The sequence below is a fragment of the Streptosporangium sp. NPDC051023 genome, from assembly GCF_040689595.1.
Classification (GTDB): Bacteria; Actinomycetota; Actinomycetes; order Streptosporangiales; family Streptosporangiaceae; genus Streptosporangium.
The window spans coordinates 1-18,337 of sequence record NZ_JBFBCE010000113.1 but is presented as its reverse complement, the minus strand read 5'-3'; the positions used below and the strand labels follow the sequence as shown (position 1 = coordinate 18,337).

At 69.9% G+C, this 18,337-nt stretch carries 16 protein-coding genes; 4 read left to right on the top strand and 12 right to left on the bottom strand.

Features of this window, described 5'->3' with window-relative positions:
• Positions 1-73: 73 nt before the first annotated feature.
• The 11 genes from AB0395_RS42750 to pgsA form a co-directional block, all read right to left on the bottom strand.
• On the bottom strand, positions 74-826 hold the full coding sequence (locus AB0395_RS42750; RefSeq protein ID WP_366292346.1) for a YebC/PmpR family DNA-binding transcriptional regulator: 753 nt from the start codon (positions 824-826) through the stop codon (positions 74-76).
• 3 nt (positions 827-829) lie between these two features.
• Positions 830-1,420 (bottom strand): pyridoxal 5'-phosphate synthase glutaminase subunit PdxT, encoded by a 591-nt coding sequence (gene pdxT / locus AB0395_RS42745; protein WP_366292343.1) that lies wholly within the window; start codon positions 1,418-1,420, stop codon positions 830-832.
• Between the two features lie 98 nt (positions 1,421-1,518).
• Complete coding sequence (locus tag AB0395_RS42740) at positions 1,519-2,727, bottom strand: MFS transporter (protein ID WP_366292340.1); 1,209 nt, start codon at positions 2,725-2,727, stop codon at positions 1,519-1,521.
• A gap of 51 nt (positions 2,728-2,778) precedes the next feature.
• Positions 2,779-3,195: a MarR family transcriptional regulator gene (locus AB0395_RS42735; protein WP_366292337.1), complete on the bottom strand. Its 417-nt coding sequence runs from the start codon at positions 3,193-3,195 to the stop codon at positions 2,779-2,781.
• 92 nt (positions 3,196-3,287) lie between these two features.
• Positions 3,288-4,979 (bottom strand): alkaline phosphatase D family protein, encoded by a 1,692-nt coding sequence (locus AB0395_RS42730; RefSeq protein WP_366292334.1) that lies wholly within the window; start codon positions 4,977-4,979, stop codon positions 3,288-3,290.
• A 127-nt stretch (positions 4,980-5,106) separates the two neighbouring features.
• Complete coding sequence (gene pdxS, locus AB0395_RS42725) at positions 5,107-6,021, bottom strand: pyridoxal 5'-phosphate synthase lyase subunit PdxS (RefSeq protein ID WP_366292331.1); 915 nt, start codon at positions 6,019-6,021, stop codon at positions 5,107-5,109.
• Positions 6,022-6,182: 161 nt separating this feature from the next.
• Positions 6,183-7,196 (bottom strand): DUF3048 domain-containing protein, encoded by a 1,014-nt coding sequence (locus AB0395_RS42720; protein ID WP_366292328.1) that lies wholly within the window; start codon positions 7,194-7,196, stop codon positions 6,183-6,185.
• An 82-nt stretch (positions 7,197-7,278) separates the two neighbouring features.
• A complete protein-coding gene (locus AB0395_RS42715; RefSeq protein ID WP_366292325.1) occupies positions 7,279-7,818 on the bottom strand; it encodes a hypothetical protein in 540 nt (179 codons plus the stop codon).
• Positions 7,815-8,942 carry a glycosyltransferase family 4 protein gene (locus tag AB0395_RS42710; protein WP_366292322.1) on the bottom strand — a complete coding sequence of 376 codons (1,128 nt, stop codon included), beginning with the start codon at positions 8,940-8,942 and terminating at the stop codon, positions 7,815-7,817. Before AB0395_RS42710 ends, AB0395_RS42715 begins: the two co-directional genes overlap by 4 nt.
• Positions 8,943-9,033: 91 nt before the next feature.
• Positions 9,034-9,948, bottom strand: coding sequence for a phosphatidylinositol mannoside acyltransferase (locus AB0395_RS42705; protein ID WP_366292319.1), 915 nt, complete (start codon positions 9,946-9,948; stop codon positions 9,034-9,036).
• Positions 9,949-9,959: 11 nt separating this feature from the next.
• On the bottom strand, positions 9,960-10,577 hold the full coding sequence (pgsA, locus tag AB0395_RS42700; protein WP_366292316.1) for a phosphatidylinositol phosphate synthase: 618 nt from the start codon (positions 10,575-10,577) through the stop codon (positions 9,960-9,962).
• Between the two features lie 199 nt (positions 10,578-10,776).
• On the opposite strand from pgsA, the gene AB0395_RS42695 reads away from it, so the two are divergent.
• The 3 genes from AB0395_RS42695 to AB0395_RS42685 all read left to right on the top strand — a co-directional run bounded on the left by AB0395_RS42695 (position 10,777) and on the right by AB0395_RS42685 (position 16,972).
• Positions 10,777-12,909 carry an elongation factor G-like protein EF-G2 gene (locus AB0395_RS42695; RefSeq protein WP_366292313.1) on the top strand — a complete coding sequence of 711 codons (2,133 nt, stop codon included), beginning with the start codon at positions 10,777-10,779 and terminating at the stop codon, positions 12,907-12,909.
• A 131-nt stretch (positions 12,910-13,040) separates the two neighbouring features.
• On the top strand, positions 13,041-14,669 hold the full coding sequence (locus AB0395_RS42690) for a family 10 glycosylhydrolase (protein WP_366292310.1): 1,629 nt from the start codon (positions 13,041-13,043) through the stop codon (positions 14,667-14,669).
• A 104-nt stretch (positions 14,670-14,773) separates the two neighbouring features.
• The gene (locus AB0395_RS42685) at positions 14,774-16,972 is read left to right on the top strand and encodes a hypothetical protein (RefSeq protein ID WP_366292307.1); all 2,199 of its coding nucleotides are present in this window, start codon (positions 14,774-14,776) and stop codon (positions 16,970-16,972) included.
• Here AB0395_RS42685 and AB0395_RS42680 read toward each other — a convergent pair.
• Positions 16,915-17,469: an HIT domain-containing protein gene (locus AB0395_RS42680; protein ID WP_366292304.1), complete on the bottom strand. Its 555-nt coding sequence runs from the start codon at positions 17,467-17,469 to the stop codon at positions 16,915-16,917. The genes AB0395_RS42685 and AB0395_RS42680 overlap by 58 nt on opposite strands.
• Before the next feature lie 127 nt (positions 17,470-17,596).
• Between AB0395_RS42680 and AB0395_RS42675 the strand changes: the two genes are divergently transcribed.
• Positions 17,597-18,154, top strand: coding sequence for an Asp23/Gls24 family envelope stress response protein (locus tag AB0395_RS42675; protein ID WP_366292301.1), 558 nt, complete (start codon positions 17,597-17,599; stop codon positions 18,152-18,154).
• Positions 18,155-18,337 lie beyond the last annotated feature (183 nt).

The window sequence follows — 18,337 nt, the reverse complement described above, 5'->3', positions numbered from 1 at the left end:
GGTTCCGCGGCCCGGACGAGCGGGCGCCCGTCTCGGGGAGACGGGCGCCCGCAATCCGGTTCTCTTGGACCGCTCAGGCGTCGAGCTTCTCCAGGACCTCGTCGGAGACGTCGAAATTGGCCCAGACGTTCTGAACGTCGTCGCTGTCCTCGAGGGCGTCGATCAGCCTGAAGACCTTGCGCGCGCCGTCCTCGTCGAGCGGGACGTTCAGCGTCGGCAGGAAGCTGGACTCCGCGGAGTCGTAGTCGATCCCCGCGTCCTGCAGGGCCTTGCGGACCGGGACGAGGTCGGTGGCCTCGGAGACGACCTCGAACTGGTCGCCGAGGTCGTTGACCTCCTCGGCCCCGGCGTCGAGGACCGCGGTCAGCACGTCGTCCTCGGACAGCTCACCCTTGGGCACCAGCACGACGCCCTTGCGGTTGAACATGTAGGACACCGAGCCGGGGTCGGCCAGGGAGCCGCCGTTGCGGGTCAGGGCGACCCTGACCTCGGAGGCGGCACGGTTGCGGTTGTCGGTGAGGCACTCGATCAGCACCGCGACCCCGCCGGGGGCATACCCCTCGTACATGATGGTCTGCCAGTCGGCGCCGCCCGCCTCGAGGCCACCGCCGCGCTTGCGAGCGCGCTCGATGTTGTCGATCGGGACCGAGCTCTTGCGCGCCTTGGTGATGGCGTCGTAGAGCGTCGGGTTGCCGTCCGGGTCGGGGCCGCCGGTCCTGGCCGCGACCTCGATGTTCTTGATGAGCTTGGCGAACAGCTTGCCCCGCTTGGAGTCAAGCGCGGCCTTCTTGTGCTTCGTCGTCGCCCATTTGGAGTGGCCGGACATCGGCTAGAGCTCCCTCACCATGTCAACAAAATATGAATGCACACCGACATCCCCGGTAAGTTCCGGGTGGAAGGACGTGGCGAGCAGCGGTCCTTGGCGGACCGCGACGATCCTATCCTCAGCTTCGGCCCGAGCCAGCACTTCGACATCGGAACCGACAGATTCCACCCACGGGGCGCGGATGAAGACCGCGCGCAGCGCGCCTCGGCCGGCGAAGTCGATGTCGGCCTCGAAGGAGTCGACCTGACGGCCGAACGCGTTGCGGCGGACCACCATGTCGATGCCGCCGATGGTCTGCTGACCCTCGACACCGCCCTCGATCCGGTCGGCCAGCATGATCATGCCGGCGCACGAGCCGTAGGCGGGCATGCCGCTCTTGATCCTCAACCGGAGCGGTTCGAGGAGCTCGAACGTCTCGGCGAGCTTCCACATCGTGGTCGACTCCCCGCCCGGGACGACCAGGCCGTCGACCGCCTCCAACTCGCCGGGGCGCCGTACGGCCACCGCCTTCGCGCCAACCGCCTCCAGGGCACGCGCGTGCTCACGCACGTCTCCTTGCAGGGCGAACACACCGATGGTCGGGGCGATGCTCACAGTGGTCCTCTCAAGGGGCTCGGAATGCCCCTTCAGCGTATGGCCACTCCACACGTCGCCCCAAACCGGATCTTCTTCACCGGCCCCTTCGCGTCCGGTCAGGCCGCGACGGAGGCGTCCTGGAGAGTGTGGCCGACGTCGACCCGCTCCAGGCTCCTCATGTGGTGGCGCCTGCCGTACAGGACGGCCATGCCCGCCAGGCAGCAGGCCGCGCCCAGGCAGTACGGCACCGCGGGACCGATCTCCTCCCCCAGTTTGGTCACGACGTAGGGCGCGAGCGCGCCGCCCATCCAGCGGACGAAGTTGTATCCGGCCGAGGCGACGGGCCTCGGCGCGTCGGAGACCTCCATGGCCGCCTCGGTGAACACCGTGTTGTTCAGGCCGATCGGGATGCCGGACAGGACGACGAAGACGACGATCCCCGTGTGGCCGGACAGCGCGATGCCCACCTGGAGGAGGGCCAGCACGCCCAGGGAGAGGTGGAGCACCTTGACCGAGCCGATCCTGCGTTGCAGGGCGGGGGCGCCGAAGACCGAGGCGAGGGCGACGCAGGCACCCCAGCCGAAGAAGACCGCACCGATGCCGTAGGGCGACATGCCGAGAATGAACGGGGTGAAGGCCAGGATGGTGAAGAAGGCGAAGTTGTAGAAGAACGCGGTGAACGCCGTGGTCGACAGGCCGCCGTGGGCCAGAGCGCGGAGCGGGTCGGCGAGACGCGTCCGCGCGGTGGGCTTGGGGGTGGCCTTCAGCAGGGTCGCGATGAGGACGAACCCGATGGCCATGAGGGTGGCGGTGCCGAAGAAGGGAGCGCGCCAGTTCCAGTCACCGAGGGCGGCTCCGACCAGCGGACCCATGGAGATGCCCAGGCCGAGGGCCGCCTCGTACAGGACGATGGCCGCCTCGGCGCCACCGCTGGCCGCGCCGACGATCACCGCAAGGGCGGTGGCGACGAACAAGGCGTTACCCAGCCCCCATCCGGCGCGAAAGCCGATGAGCTCGCCGACGCTGCCCGAGGTTCCGGCCAGAGCGGCGAAGACGACCACCAGGGCCAGGCCGAGCAGCAGAGTGCGCCTGCCGCCGATCCTGCTTGAGACCCAGCCGGTGAGGAGCATGGCCACGGCGGTGACCAGGAAGTAGCTGGTGAACAGCAGGGAGACCTGGCTGGGCCCGGCGTTCAGGCCCTTGGCGATTGAAGGCAGGATCGGGTCGACCAGGCCGATGCCCATGAAGGCGACGACCGCGGCGAACGCGGTGGCCCAGACGGACATCGGCTGGCGCAGGATTCCACCGCCGCTCTGTGAGGACATGGAGTGACTCCTTGGGAGAAGGGAGGGGACGGACCCCGGGAGGGGCGGGTGTCAGGAGCGGCCCAGTTTGGCCAGCGCGGGCAGGGCGACGGAGATGGCCTCGCGCTCGCCCTGGGTGAGCGTGTCGAGCTGCCCGCTCAGGTAGGCGACGCGGGATCGCCGTACGGCCACCAGGCGGGCGCGGCCCTCGTCGGTGAGCTCGACGGTGCGGACTCTGGCGTCCGCCGGGTCGGCACCGCGCGCCACCAGGCCCGGTTCCTCGAGCCGGTTGATCTGCACGGTCATGGTGGGCAGCTGGACGCCGTGCTCCTCGGCGAGCTCGGTCATCCTGCGGGGGCCGCCCTCCAGAGAGCCCAGCACGGCGTACTGCTGGCTGGTGAGCGGCTGGCCCGCGACCGCGCGGCGCAGCAGCAGCACCAGGTGGCGCAGTTCTTTGGAGAGACTTTCCGCAAGTTCGTCCGTCGTCATAGTTAGCCAGTCTAACTTAGCCTGGCTAACTATTATTCCGAAAAGAGGGCGGCGCCCCGCGAGGCGCCGCCCCTTTGCGGCTCCGGGCGGCCTCAGGGACGCTTGGTCTCCAGGTCGACGACCTCCTGGACGAGATCCGCCTCGGGCAGCCCGGGCGTCCTGCGCGCCGACGGGTCGAGCGGCCGCAGGTAGGCCTGCTGGACGCCCGGCACGCCGTCCTCAACCACGAAGGTGGCCTTGACGTGCGCCTCGGCACCCCCCTGCTGCACCTGCGGAAGAACCTTGAAGTCGGCGGTGAGCAGCTCGGGCTCGATCCGCGTGAGCACGTAGCCGCGCTGGTTGTTGTAGAACTTCAAGTGCGGGTTGATCTTGAGGAACGGCTGGGTCTGCGGGTCGGAGTCCCTGCCGTCGCCGCCGGTGGTGATGGAGGTGGCGACCAGCTCGGAGCCGACCGTGCGCGTGGTCGGGTCGTCGTAGTCGAGCTTGAGGTCGCCGGCCCAGTGGGCGTGCACGTCGCCGGTGAGCACGACCGGGTTGCGCACGCCCGCGTCAACCCACCCCTGGGTGATTCGCTGCCGTGAGGCGACGTAACCGTCCCACGCGTCCTGGCTGGTGACCTTGGCAGGCCCGGCGTTGTTGTCGCGCTGGGCGAAGAAGACCTGCTGGCCGATGATGTCCCACTGCGCCCGCGAGTGGTGGAAGCCGTTGAGCAGCCAGCGCTCCTGCGCCTCCCCGGTGATCGAGCGCGCCGGGTCGATCGCGGCGGGGCAGTCGCGGTAACCGTCGCCGCAGCCCTGGTCGCTGCGGTACTGCCGGGTGTCAAGCATGTGGAAGGTGGCCAGCCTGCCCCACCGGATCCGCCGGTAGAGCTGCATGTCGATGCCCCTGGGGATGGACATGCGCCGCAGCGGCATGTTCTCGTAATAGGCCCGGAAGGCCGCCTCGCGCCGGGCCAGGAAGTTGGGCTGCGGGATCTCGGGGTTCTCCGGCACCTCATCGGCCCAGTTGTTGTCCAGCTCGTGGTCGTCCCAGACGACCAGCCAGGGCGCGGCGGCGTGCGCCGCCTGCAGGTCGGGGTCGGCTTTGTACTGCGCATGCCGCTGGCGGTAGTTCGCCAGGGTCTCGGTCTCCGGGCCCTCGTGGTCGCGGACGTTGCCGCCGGGGATGGTGTAGGTGTCCCGCTTGTACTCGTACTGGTAGTCGCCCAGGTGCAGGATCAGGTCGGGGTGCTCCTCGGCCAGGCGCCGGTAGGCGGTGAAGTAGCCGTGCTCGTACTGGGCGCACGAGACGAAGGCCATCGCCAGGCCCGAGCCGTAGGACAGTGGGTGCGGGGCGGTCCTGGCCCTGCCCATCGGCGAGACATACGGCCCCACCTTGAAGCGGTACCAGTACTCCCTGTCAGAGGCGAGCCCGTCCAGCTCGACGTGGACCGAGTGGCCCCATTCCCTGGTCGTGACCGCGACGCCCCGCCTGAGCGCGCGGCGTCCCGTCTCATCGCCGTAGACCTGCCAGTGGACCGTGAAGGGGAGGTCCGGCATACCGCCGAAGCCGTCCTCCGCCAGCGGCTGGGGCGCCAGGCGCGTCCAGATCACGAAACCGTCGGAGTCGGGGTCGCCTGAGGCGACGCCAAGCGTGAAGGGGTCGGCGTGCAGCCCGCGTGAGGCCAGGGCCGCCGCGCTCTCCTGGGCGGGTTCCGAATCGGCGTCTGCCACGGCAGGGATACCCGCAACCGCACCCGCCGCGATGCCGGTGACGAGGAAGGAACGTCGGCTGAGCCGGGACATGGGGGCCTCCGGGGGGGAACAGACCTGAACGTCCGTCAGCCTTGCGGAGAATCATGACCCTTGAGTGAACATCTCCGGTCATGAAAAAGGCGGCATCCCTCAGGGATGCCGCCTTTTGCGGAATTTCCTACCAGCCGCGCTCCGCCAGGCGGTGCGGAGCCGGGATGTCGTCGACGTTGATGCCGACCATGGCCTCGCCCAGGCCGCGGGAGACCTTGGCGATGACGTCCGGGTCGTCGAAGAAGGTGGTGGCCTTGACGATCGCCGCGGCGCGCTGGGCCGGGTTGCCCGACTTGAAGATGCCGGAGCCGACGAACACGCCCTCGGCGCCGAGCTGCATCATCATCGCGGCGTCGGCGGGGGTGGCGATGCCACCCGCGGTGAAGAGCACGACGGGGAGCTTGCCGGTCTTCGCGACCTCGGCGACCAGCTCGTACGGCGCCTGCAGTTCCTTGGCCGCGACGTACAGCTCGTCCTCGGGCAGCGAGGAGAGCCGCTTGAGCTCACCCCGGATCTTGCGCATGTGCGTGGTGGCGTTGGAGACGTCGCCGGTTCCCGCCTCACCCTTCGAGCGGATCATCGCCGCGCCCTCGGTGATACGGCGCAGCGCCTCGCCCAGGTTGGTCGCGCCGCAGACGAAGGGCACCGTGAACCGCCACTTGTCGATGTGGTTGGCGAAGTCGGCCGGAGTCAGCACCTCCGACTCGTCGATGTAGTCGACACCGAGCGACTGGAGCACCTGCGCCTCGACGAAGTGGCCGATGCGGGCCTTGGCCATCACGGGGATGGAGACGGCGGAGATGATGCCGTCGATCATGTCGGGGTCGCTCATCCGCGAGACGCCGCCCTGAGCCCGGATGTCGGCGGGAACCCGCTCGAGGGCCATGACGGCGACGGCGCCGGCGTCCTCGGCGATCTTGGCCTGCTCCGCGTTGACGACGTCCATGATGACGCCGCCCTTGAGCATCTCTGCCATGCCGCGCTTCACCCGGGCGGTTCCGGTGACGGCGGTCTCGGTGACTTCGGGCGTGCTGCTGGACACGGTCTCTACCTCACGACGGCTGGATTGCGGATCACGGATCGCCCTCCCGGGCGGTTTCCGGCGTTCTCTATCGTAGGCGCTGAGCGGCATGTCCCTTTACACACCATCTTGTCGCTCTTAAGTGATCTTCTTGGACATGATGATAAGGACCGTACGGCCGCTCAGGGAATGACAGGCTTCGGAGCCGCGAGGACGACCCAGACCTGGCCCGGGGCGAAGTTCATCGGTTCCCCCGCCTCCGTGGTGAAAACCGTGCCGTCCTTGTCCGTCTTTCGCGACCAGGCGGCCTTGAAGGCCTGGCCGTCACGGAGCACGACCGCCCTGCCCTTGCCGATGCTGTGCACCAGGGGCGTGTAGCTCTGGTTCAGGTCGTGGAACTCGGAGCGGTCGGTCTTGACGTACTGCACGACGATCGTGGGCGCGCCGAGCTGGCCGCCCTCGGCCGCCATGTCCTTCTTGCCGTCCTGCCAGACGAGCCACTTGCCCTCGGTCTCCGACCAGGCGAAGGTGAAGCGCGCCGACGGGTACTTGACGCTGAACGACTTCTTGGGCGTGCCTCCCTGGGGGGCGTCACCGAAGGTGAAGCCGATGTCCTTGGCCTTACTCGTGCCCGGGGCCTTGGCCAGCAGTTGCTTGGTGTTCGCGAACAGGTTGTAGGGCGCGTAGCGGCCCGGCTGGCGGAAGTAGGCGCCCGGGGCCTTGCTGTCGGAGACGTCGACGAGCGACGCCTCTTGGACCTTCGGGATCATCTTGGTCTGCACGCCCGAGTAGGCCAGGGCGGGTTTGCCGAACTGCGGCAGGATGTGCAGGTCGGAGATCCGCGCGCTGCGGACCGGACCGATCTTGGCCGGGAGCTTGGAGGAGAAGATGGCCATCAGGCGCGTCAGCCCCGCCTCCACCTGCTCGACGTAGACGATGTCCGCGCTCTTGAGCCCGAGCTGGGGCTTGCCCGCCGAGGTGTTCTCGATCTTGGCGGCGAGCACGGGCCTGCGCGCGGCGCCGGGCAGGCCGGTGAAGGGGTGGGTCGCCGGGGGCTCCGGGGTCGGCGTCTCCGAGGGAGAGGGCGCGGCCTGGGGGTTCTTCCCGGGAGCGGGCTCGTTCGAGGAGCAGGCCGCGACTGGGGCGAGAACGGCAGCTCCCGCCAGCGCGACGGCGATCATCCGGGACACCCGCACGGTTCATCTCCTCAAATCGGCCACGAAACGCCCAAGAGCTTACCTGTGCCCGACTTGCCGGATATCCGGGTTCTTGTATGCCTTATTCGATGCCGAGGGCCTGCGGCGGGGCATCGTCGATCTCGAAGAAGCCGGGATACTCCGTGTGCCCGGCCAGTCTGAGCGTCCTGGCCAGCCAGCGGCGCTGGGCGGTGCGTGTCACGCCGACCGCGTTGTTGTAGAAGCGACGCGAGTAGAGCACCTTGGCCACCGCGGCGCCAAGCTCCTCGAGCAGCGCGCTTCCCGGCGGGGTGTCCGCGAGACGGTCGCGGAAGCGCTCCTGGTCCACGACCGCCCGTAGCGCGCGCGACAGGTCGCTCTCCGCGTGCTCGCGCTCCTCAGGGCCCGCGGTGCGGGCCTCATGCGCCGCGGTGGCCAGCACCAGGCTCGTCGCCGGGTCGAGGAGCCTGGAGGCCGCCAGTTCGAGGGCCACGGCGGTCCGCCGTACCAGTGCGGCGTCCAGCGACTCGCGGGCCAGTTCGAGCCGGATGTGCAGCCGGTCGAGGCGGCCGGCCCGCCAGGAGATGTAGACGGCGGTGAGCAGCACGAGCGCGCCCACGACCAGGATCAGTGTCGTGGTCATCGGTTGTCGTCCTCCTCGACCCCCGCGGTGCTGGCGACGGTCTCGTAAACCCGCAGGACGTCGCGGGCGACTGTCGACCAGTCGTACTTCCACACGGCCTGGCGCGCCTCGTCGGACAGCTTGGCCCGGCGCTGCGGATCGTCGAGCAGCGCGGCGGCCTCGCGAGCCAGCGCCCCGGCGTCGCCCGTCTCGAACAGCGCCCCCGCCTGGCCGTCGTCGAGCACCTTTCGGAAGGCCGGAATGTCACTGGCCAGGATCGCGGCGCCCGCCGACATCGCCTCGGTGAGCACGATGCCGAAGCTTTCTCCGCCCAGGTTCGGCGCGCAGAACACGTCGACCGAGTGGTAGGCGCGCACCTTGTCCTCCTCGCTGACCATGCCGAGCAGGCTGACCCGGTCGCGGAAGCGGGCAGGAACCCTCTCCAGCGCCTCCTGCGCATCCCCGGGCCCGGCGATGAGCAGGCGCAGCCCGGGACGCTCAGGGGCCAGCTTGGAGAAGGCCTCGAGCAGCACAGGCAGCCCCTTGCGCGGCTCGTCCATCCGGCCGAGGAAGCCGATCACCTCACCCTCGTCCCAGCCGGGCAGCGGCTCGGCGCCGGCGTAGCGGCCGACCGCGACCCCGTTGGGGATGAGCACGGCGTCGCCGCCGATGAACTCGACCAAGGTCTTCCTCGCGGCGTCGGAGACGGCGATCCGGCCGCTGATCTTCTCCAGCGCGCTCATGAGCACGGGCGTCGTGACCGACAGGGAACGGTAACGCTCGTGGGAGGTGTGGAAGGTGGCCACGATCGGGCCCTTGGCCACCCAGCAGGCAAGCAGGCCGACGGAGGGGACGACGGGCTCGTGCACGTGCAACACGTCGAAACGGCCCTCGCGGACCCAGCGCCGCACCCGGTTGGCCGACAGGAAGCCGAAGGACAGCCTGGCGACCGAGCCGTTGAAGGGCACGGGGACCGCTCTGCCGACCGAGGTCACGTAGGCGGGCAGCGGGGCGTTCTCCGAAGCGGGGGCGATGACCGAGACCTGGTGTCCCTCCTCGATGAGGGCCTCGGCGAGGTCGCGGATGTGCGCCTGGACGCCGCCGGGCACGTCCCAGGTGTACGGGCAGACGATGCCGATCCTCACTGCTCTCTCATCACTCCTCGCACGCCCCGCCGAGGGCGCGCGTCGCCGTTTCGTCCGCTCCGCCCGCCCCGCTCGCGGCGCCCAGTGACCCTCATCCGCGTGGCTCCAGGTCCTCGAGCCAAAGCCGCTGGAGCATGTGCCAGTCCTCGGGGTGCTCGGCGATGCCCTTCTCGAAGACGGTGGCCAGGTCCTGAGCGACGGCCGCGACCTTCTCCTTGCGGGTGCCCTCGGCGGGGACCGTGATCTCCTCGTGGAACTGCAGGCCCCAGTCGGCCCCCCTGAAGCAGGGGATCGCCGGGATCAGCGCCGCCCCTGTGTGCACGGCCAGCAGCGCGGGGCCCGCGGGCATGCGGGTGGCCGCCCCGAAGAACTGGACCTCGATCCCCTTCGCGGTGAGGTCTCGCTCCGCGGGCAGGGCGACCGTGCCGCCCGCCCTCAGCCGCTGCGACAGGGTGCCGAAGGTGTGACCGTCCCCACCGGTGAGCGGCAGCACCTCCATGCCGAGCCCCTCGCGGAAGGCGGTGTAACGGTGAAACAACGACTCGGGCTTGAGCCGCTCGGCGACGGTGGTGAACGGGTGCCCCGTCGCGGTGAACCAGGCGCCCGCCTGGTCCCAGTTGCCCATGTGCGGCAGCGCGAGGATCACGCCGCGCCCCTTGGCAAGGTTGTCATAGATCGGCTGGTCACCGGTGACGTGCATGCGGGAGACGATCTCATCGGTCGGCATGGAGGGCAGCCGGAAGACCTCGTGGAAGTAACGGAAGTAGGAGCGCATGCCCTCACGGCTCAGCGCCCGGACCGCCGGGTCGTCCTTCGAGGTGCCCTTGACCCGGGCGAGGTTGGCCTCGAGGCGGAGCACCGATCCTCCGCGGCGCTTCCAGAGACGGTCGGCGGCCACCCGGAAGGCCCAGGCCGTGAAGCGCTCGGGGAGGCGGGGCACGATCGCCCAGCCCGCGCTGAATCCCGCGGCGACGAGACGATCCTGGGAAGACGGCTTGTCTGTCATCGCTTTTCCGATCAGCGGGGGGTGCGGGACGCCGCGGAGACGGCCTGGCGGCGGACGTGGAGGAGACGCTGCACGACCGTGACCGCGCTCGCGACGGCGAGCAGCCAGAGCCCGACCGGCAGTACGTACGGCACACCGAGACCGCCGAGACCGGTGGAGACCAGGCCGACGACCAGCCGCTCTGGCCGCTCGACGAGGCCGACGTCACACTTCAGGCCGATGCCTTCTGCCCTGGCCTTGATGTAGGACACGAGCGCCCCGGCGACGAGGCAGAACAGCGCGACACCAGCCAGCACCTGCTGCCCGTCGACCATGAACCAGATCACCAGCCCCGAGAAGATGCCCGCGTCGCCGACCCGGTCGAGGGTCGAGTCGAGGAAGGCCCCCCAGAGGCTTCCCTGGCCCGCCATCCTGGCCATGACCCCGTCGAGAAGATCGGCCAACACGAAAATAGTGATCACGACGGTGCCGGGGAACAACTGTCCACGGGGATAGAAGAAGAGAGCTGCGACTACGGTGCCGAGCGTGCCGACCGCGGTGACCACGTTGGGGCTGATCCCCCGGCGGGCGAGCGCCCTGCCCAGGGGAGTCAGGATTCGGGTTACGGCGGGGCGCAGAAGTTTCAGCATCGCGCTCCGATCGTAGGCCACACAGCCTGTGAGCGCGTATCCAACGCTCCGCGATCGGATTGGCCCAGCCCTCTTGTGATATCCGCCACATGGGTATTTGGTGAACACACCGCGTCCTTGCGGTGTACGGACGCGGCGGCGGACCCCGGGGTGTGGCCGCAGTCGGCCGCGCTCCTTCGGCAACGACGCGGGAGGCGACGTGGCAGAGAAGGCAACCGGCGGGACAACGGGAGCCGCGGGTAGGGCACCCGCGGCCGACCGGCCGGACATGATTCGCAATGTCGTGCTGGTCGGCCATTCCGGCGCGGGCAAGACGACCCTCGTGGAGACACTCCTGGCCGCGACGCGGACCATCCAGCGGACCGGCCGGGTCGAGGACGGCAGCACGGTCAGCGACTTCGACGAGGTCGAGGTGCGCCAGCAGCGTTCGGTGAACCTGACCGTGGCCCCGCTGGTCCACAACGACATCAAGATCAACCTGTTGGACACGCCCGGCTACGCCGACTTCGTCGGCGACCTGCGGGCCGGGCTGCGCGCGGCGGACGCCGCGCTCTTCGTCGTCTCGGCGTCCGAGGGCGTCGACGGCCTGACCCGGATGCTCTGGGAGGAGTGCGCGTCCGTCGGGATGCCGCGCGCCGTGGTGATCACGAAACTCGACCACCAGCGGGCCGATTTCGAGGAGGTCCTGGCCACCTGCCAGGCCGACTTCGGCGAAGGCGTGGCACCGCTGTACCTGCCGGTGGTGACCAACGGCAGGATGAACGGCCTCATCGGGCTGCTGACCCAGAAGTTCTACAACTACGCGACCGGCACGCGCACGGAGAACGCCCCCGGCCCCTCCTATCAGGACCAGATCGAGGTCTACCGCGCTCCCCTGATCGAGGGGATCATCCAGGAGAGCGAGGACGAGTCCTTGATGGACCGTTACCTCTCGGGTGAGGAGATCGGCACGGAGACCCTCATCGGCGACCTCGAGAAGGCGGTCGCGCGCGGCGGCTTCTACCCGGTTCTCGCCACCGGGGGCGGCGTGGGAGCGCTCGAGGTCCTCGAGCTCATCACCCAGGGGTTCCCCTCGCCCCTCGAGCACCCGCTGCCCGAGATCACCACGATCGACGGCAAGCCGGTCCCCGACATCGCCTGCGACCCGGACGGCCCGCTCGTGGCCGAGGTCGTCAAGACCACCAGCGACCCGTACGTGGGCCGCATCAGCCTGGTCAGGGTGTTCTCCGGGACGCTGCGCCCCGACATGACGGTGCACGTCTCGGGGCACGGGCTGGCCGATCGCGGTCACGAGGACCACGATGTGGACGAGCGCATCGGCGCGCTCTCCTCGCCCCTGGGCAAGCTCCAGCGCACGACCGCCAGGTGCGTCGCCGGTGACATCGTCGCGGTGGCCAAGCTGTCCCGGGCGGAGACCGGGGACACCCTCTCCGACAAGGAGCAGCCGCTGCTGATGACCGCCTGGACCATGCCGGACCCGCTGCTACCCGTGGCGATCCAGGCGAAGTCGAAGGCGGACGACGACAAGCTCGGGCAGGCGCTGCAGCGCCTGGTCGCCGAGGACCCGACGCTCAGGCTCGAGAACAACTCGGAGACCAGGCAGCTCGTGCTGTGGTGCATGGGTGAGGCCCATGCCGACGTCCTGCTCGACCGCCTGAGCAAGCGGCACGGCGTCGAGGTCGAGAAGATCGAGCTGCGGGTGCCGCTGAGGGAGACCTTCGGCGGAAGCTGCCAGGCCCTGGGCCGCAACGTCAAGCAGACCGGCGGGCACGGCCAGTTCGCCATCTGCCACCTGGAGGTCGAGCCCCTGCCTTCCGGCGGGGGTTTCGAGTTCGTCGACAAGATCGTCGGCGGCGTTGTGCCGCGCCAGTTCATCCCCTCTGTCGAGAAGGGGGTGCGCACCCAGATGCAGCGCGGCGTCGTGGCCGGGTATCCCATGGTGGACGTGCGGGTGACGCTGTACGACGGCAAGGCCCACTCCGTGGACTCCTCGGACATGGCCTTCCAGATCGCCGGCGCGCTCGCACTGAAGGAGGCGGCCTCCAAGGTTCCGACGCTGCTGCTCGAACCGGTGGACGAGGTGTCGGTGCTGGTCCCGGACGACCACGTCGGCTCGGTGATGTCCGACCTCTCCTCCCGCAGGGGCCGCGTCCTCGGCACCGAGCCGGTCGGCGTCGGGCGGACCCTGGTACGCGCGGAGGTGCCCGAGCTGGAGATCACCCGCTACGCGATCGACCTGCGCTCCATGTCGCACGGCACGGGGACGTTCCACCGCGTCTTCCTGCGGTACGAACCGCTCCCCGCCCACCTGGCGGACAAGGTCGCGGGCTGACCCCGGACAGGGAGGCGTGACCTCGCCCGGATCACGCCTCCCAAAGAATTACCCACGTAACAGTAACATCACAGAACGATTTCTTTTTTTCCGACCAAAGCACCTCGGTCCCGATGTCAGACTGATGAACCATGCGAACCGGACGCCCTTTGCTCGCCGCAGCCGCCCTCGCCGTCGTCACCACCGGGGCGGCCTACACCTTCGGCCCGGACGCCCCTCCCGCGAAGCCGGCCAAGCACGTCAAGGTCGTCAAGCCCGCCACGTCGGCCAAGCCCGTGGCCGCCAAGCAGGCGTCCGGCACGCTCGCGGCGGACTCCGTGACGGCGTCGTGCCCGACCGACGCGAAGTACCCCAAGCGGGAAATGCGCGGGGTCTGGATCGCGACGGTGAAGAACATCGACTGGCCCTCGCGGACCGGCCTGCCGATCGCCCGGCAGCAGGCGGAGTACGTAAAGCTTCTCGACAACGCGGTCAAACGCCGCTTCAACGCGGTGTTCTTCCAGGTCCGCCCGGCCTCCGACGCCTTCTACAAGTCGTCTCTCGAGCCCTGGTCGGAGTATCTGACCGGTACGGCGGGCAAGGACCCCGGCTGGGATCCACTGCCGTTCCTGATCACCGAGGCCCACCGTCGCGGCCTCGAGTTCCATGCCTGGTTCAACCCCTACCGCGCCGCCTTCGAGGGCGGCCCCGAAGGCCTGCCCGCAGGCCACCCGGCCCGCAGGCACCCCGGCTGGATCGTCAAGCACGAGGGCAAGATCTACTACAATCCGGGCCTGCCGGAGGTTCGGGACCACGTCACCGCGGTCGTCAAGGACGTGGTGCAACGCTACGACGTGGACGGCGTCCACTTCGACGACTACTTCTACCCGTACCCGGGAGCGGGCACGAAGTTCGCCGACGACGCCGCCTTCAGGAAGTACGGCAAGGGCCAGAAGCGGGCCGACTGGCGGCGCGCCAACGTCAACGAGCTGATCGCGCAGGTCGACGCGGCGGTGCACGGGGTGAAGCCGTACATCAAGTTCGGCGTCAGCCCCTTCGGGATCTGGCGCAACAAGTCCGAGGACCCGACGGGCTCGGCCACCGGCGGCATGTCCGCCTACGACTCCATCTACGCCGACGCCCGGCATTGGATCAAGAAGGGCACGGTCGACTACGTCGTACCGCAGCTCTACTGGCCACGCGGGTTCAAGGCCGCGGACTACGACGTGCTGATGCCGTGGTGGGCCAACGAGGTCAAGGGCACCGGCGTTGACCTGTACATCGGCCAGGGCCTCTACCGGGTCGGGGCGACGGACACCCCCGCCTGGACCAAGCCCGGCGAGCTGGCCTCGCACCTGGCGCAGAACCGCAAGTACGAGGAGGTCCGCGGTGACGTCTACTTCGACGCCAAGCAACTTCTCACCAACCCGCTGGGCGCGCTGGACCGGATCGTCGAGAAGTACTACAGCCGCCCCGCGCTGCTGCCCCTGATCAAGGGCCTCGACGGCGGGGCGCCCGCCGTACCGGCGGACTTGAAGGTCCAGGACGGCACGATCGGCTGGAAGTCCTCGGCGGGTGCCCGGTCGTACGCCGTCTACCGGATCGCCTCCGGCGAGGCCGACAAGTGCGCGACCGCGGACGCCCGCAACCTGGTCGCCGTCGTGCCCGCCGTCGACGGCGAGCGCCAGACCTTCACCGCGACCGGCGCCGGCACCTATCTCGTCACCGCGCTCGACCGGCTGGACAACGAGAGCGAACCCGCCAAGACCGTCCTGCCCTGACCTGGCCGTCTCCTCCGATCTCCGCATCCGGTAGACCGGGAGCACGATGTTCCCCTACGTTCCCGTACGGTGCCGGCTTTGAGCGAGGTCTGGGGAGGTCTCTGGTGAGGCGAACGCTTGTCGCGTTTGCACTGGTCTTGGGTGTGCTGTGGCCGGGGGCCGCGCACGCCGCGGCACAGGCGACGGCGCGGACCACAGTGCAGGCCACAGTGCAGGCCACAGTGCAGCCCATGCGGGCCACGGCACAGGCGACGGTGCAGGCGGACGGACGGGTGGTGTTGATCGGGGTTCCCGGCCTGCTGTGGAGCGACCTGAGCCCCGAGAACACCCCGAACCTGTGGGGGCTGGCCGGTCAGAGCGCGACGGGATCGCTGTCGGTCCGCACGGTCGGCCGCGTGACGTGCCCGTACGACGGATGGCTCACGGTCTCCGCCGGAGTCAGGTCCGCGATCGGCTACGGCTGCGGGCTCCCGCCGGAGCCCCTTCCCGAAGCCGAGGGTGCCGTCATCCCGCACTATGACTACCTGTACCGAGTCGCGCGGCAGCGGAACGCGGGAGCGCTCGGCGAGGCCGTGCATGCCGCCGGACAGTGCACGCTCGCGGTCGGACCGGGGGCGGCGCTCGCCCTGGCCGACCGGTCGGGAAAGGTCGACCGCTACGCCGCGTCACCCGATCGGCTGCCCGCGGGCGCGCTGAGCGCGTGCCGGGTGGCTGCGGTGGACGTCGACGACCTGATCCGGCCCTACGTGACCGGCGGGCGGCTGCCCGAGGCCGAGGACAGCCTCTCCCCCGCGCAGCGGACGGCCGCGCTGCGGCTGGCGGACGCCAAGGCGGGGGCGGTGCTGCGTGCCCTCCCACAGGACGCCTCCGTGCTGCTGGCGGGCCTGGGAGACCACGGGGGCGCCCCCCACCTGCGGGTGGCCATGCTGCGCGCCGGAGACGTCTCAGGCCGGTTCTTGGGAGCGGCCTCGACCCATCGCGAGGACGTCACGATCTTGCCGGACGTCACCGCCACGATGCTCGACGCCTTGGGCGTCGCCATCCCGCCCGCGGTGATCGGGGTGCCCTGGCGGGTGGCCGACAGCCGTACCGGCGGCGTTGAGAGGGCGCGGGCCGAGCTGGTCAACGACGACGTGGCCGGTCAGACGATCAGGGACATAGGCGGGTTCTTCTTCACGACGGTCGCCGTGCTGCAGGTGCTGTTCTACGTGACCGCCTTCCTGCTGATGCGCCGCAGGCGCGGACTCGGCGGGATCAGGGTCGCGGCGGTCGCGCTGGCCTGCCTGCCGGTCTCGACCTACCTGGTCAACCTCTTCCCCTGGCACCACAGCGGGGCGCCCCTGCTCGCCCTGGTCGGCGGGATCGCCGGGATCACGCTCCTGCTGGCCGCGGTCGCGCTGACGGGACCGTGGCGGCGTGCCCCGCTCGGGCCTCTGGTGTTCGTGACGGGGGTCACCGCGGCGGTCATCGCCTGCGACCTGCTGACCGGGACGCCCATGCAGTTCAACAGCGTCATGGGCTACACCGCCGTGGTCGGCGCCCGCTACTCGGGCCTGGGCAACATCCCGTTCGCGCTGTTCGCCACGTCGGTGCTGCTGGTGGTGACCGCGATCGCCCACCGTCTGGCGAGCCGGGGCCGCAAGGGCGCGGCGGTCGGCGTCGTGGCCGCGCTGGGAAGCATCGCGATGATTATGGGCGGCTGGCCCGGAGTCGGCAGCGACTTCGGCGGCGTGATCGCCTTCGTGCCCGGCATCGCGGTGACCGCGCTGCTGATCGCGGGCAGGCGGGTCTCGATCGTCAAGCTGGGCGCGTTCTGCGCGGCGGGCGGCGCCATCGTGATGACCATCGCCTACCTCGACTACCTGCGCCCGCCAGGCTCCCAGACACATCTGGGCCGCTTCGTCGGCCAGCTCTTCACCGGCGAGGCCACCGAGGTGATCGGCCGCAAGCTCGGCGCGATGCTGGGCACGCTGCTCAACCCGAACCTGATGCCGATCGTGATCGTCGCGTTCGCCTTCCTGGTCTACGCGCTGCTGCGGCCGGACACGGCGAGCGCGGGAGTGCTCCCCGCCGCGTTCGAGCATTCCCCCGCGCTGCGCGCGGGCCTGATCGGCACCCTGGTCAGCGGGGTCGTCGGCACCCTGGTCAACGACTCCGGCGCCGCGGTGCTGTCCATGGCCCTCGCCCTCGCCGTGCCGCTGGCGCTCTCGGTCGGCGTCAAGGCCCTCGGCGACGGCGCGGCATCCTACGAGGAGGCGGGCCAGGAGCCCGCGAGCAACTCCCTGGTGTCGCGCAACAGCTGAGGCAGCACCTTGGTGTGACCGACGACCGGCATGAAGTTGGTGTCGCCGCCCCAGCGGGGCACCACGTGCTGGTGCAGGTGGGCGGCGATACCCGCACCCGCGACCCCGCCGAGGTTCATGCCCACGTTGAAGCCCTGCGCGCCGCTGGCCTTGCGCAGGGCGACCAGCGCCCGCTTGGTGAAGTCGGCGAGCTCGGCGGTCTCCGTGGCGTCGAGGTCGGCGTAGTCCGCGACGTGCCGGTAGGGGCAGACCATCAGGTGACCGGAGTTGTACGGATAGAGGTTGAGCACCGCGAAGACCGAGGCACCCCTGGCGACGATCAAGCCGTCCTCGTCGCTCATCTCCGGGATCTCGCAGAACGGGCAGCCGTCGCCCGGGCCAGAGCCGGTCGGCTTGTTCGCTCCCTTGATGTAGGCCATCCGATGGGGAGTCCACAGTCGCTGGAAGTTGTCGGGGACCCCAGCCCCCGCCTGCTCGATCGGCTCGCTCTCCTGCATGCATTGCAGCATAGGCCCACCTGTTTCAGGCGCATCCAGCCGGTGCCCCCCTGTATATGCGGACAAAGCAGCCTAATTTCCGGCAGAATCCCAGCGAGCGTGACCACCAACAGCCGAGGAGCACCCCATGACCGACGTCTCCGTCGAGGAAATCACCGAGGAGACCGACTCTCCCGCTGAGACGGCCGTAGCACCCCGCCCGTTCCCGCTGAACCTCTCGGCGACCCTGCCCGCCCCCACGCCCCCTGTGGCCCCTGTGGCCCCCGCCGTCACCACCGTGGCGGAGCCGGTGGCCTCCGCCGTGGTGAAGGGCCGTATCAAGGTGGCGGACGAGGTGGTCGAGAAGGTCGCCGCCCTCGCGACGCTGGAGGTCACCGGTGTCGCCGACCTCGGCGAGGACCCGGTGGACGCACTGGGGCTGGTCCGCGAGCGCGCCGCCAGCGGTCCGCGACACGGCCGCCGGGGCGTGAGCGCCCACGTCCAGGACCGCACGGTCGCGGTCGACGTTTCGATCGTGGCGGAGTACGGCCACGTGGTGATGGACGTGGCCAACGAGGTCAAGAACAACGTGGCCCGCACGGTGAGCCGGATGCTGGGCATGCGAGTCGTGGAGGTCAACGTCGGCGTCGACGACGTCCGCCTGCCCGGTGAGTTCGCCGCCGAGACCCCCGTGGAAGAGGTCTGACCCGCCGGAGCCCGAAGACCGGCCCCCTTCGAGGGCCGGCGGAACCAGGGCGGGAAAGCCGGTGGCCGGCCGGCCCCGGGGGGCCGGGCGCCCCCGCGAGGGGGTGGTAAGCCGGGAGCGGGGGGCGTAAGGGGGGGGGCTAGACACCGTGAGCGCCGGCGGCCGGGGGCCGGGGGTTGTGTT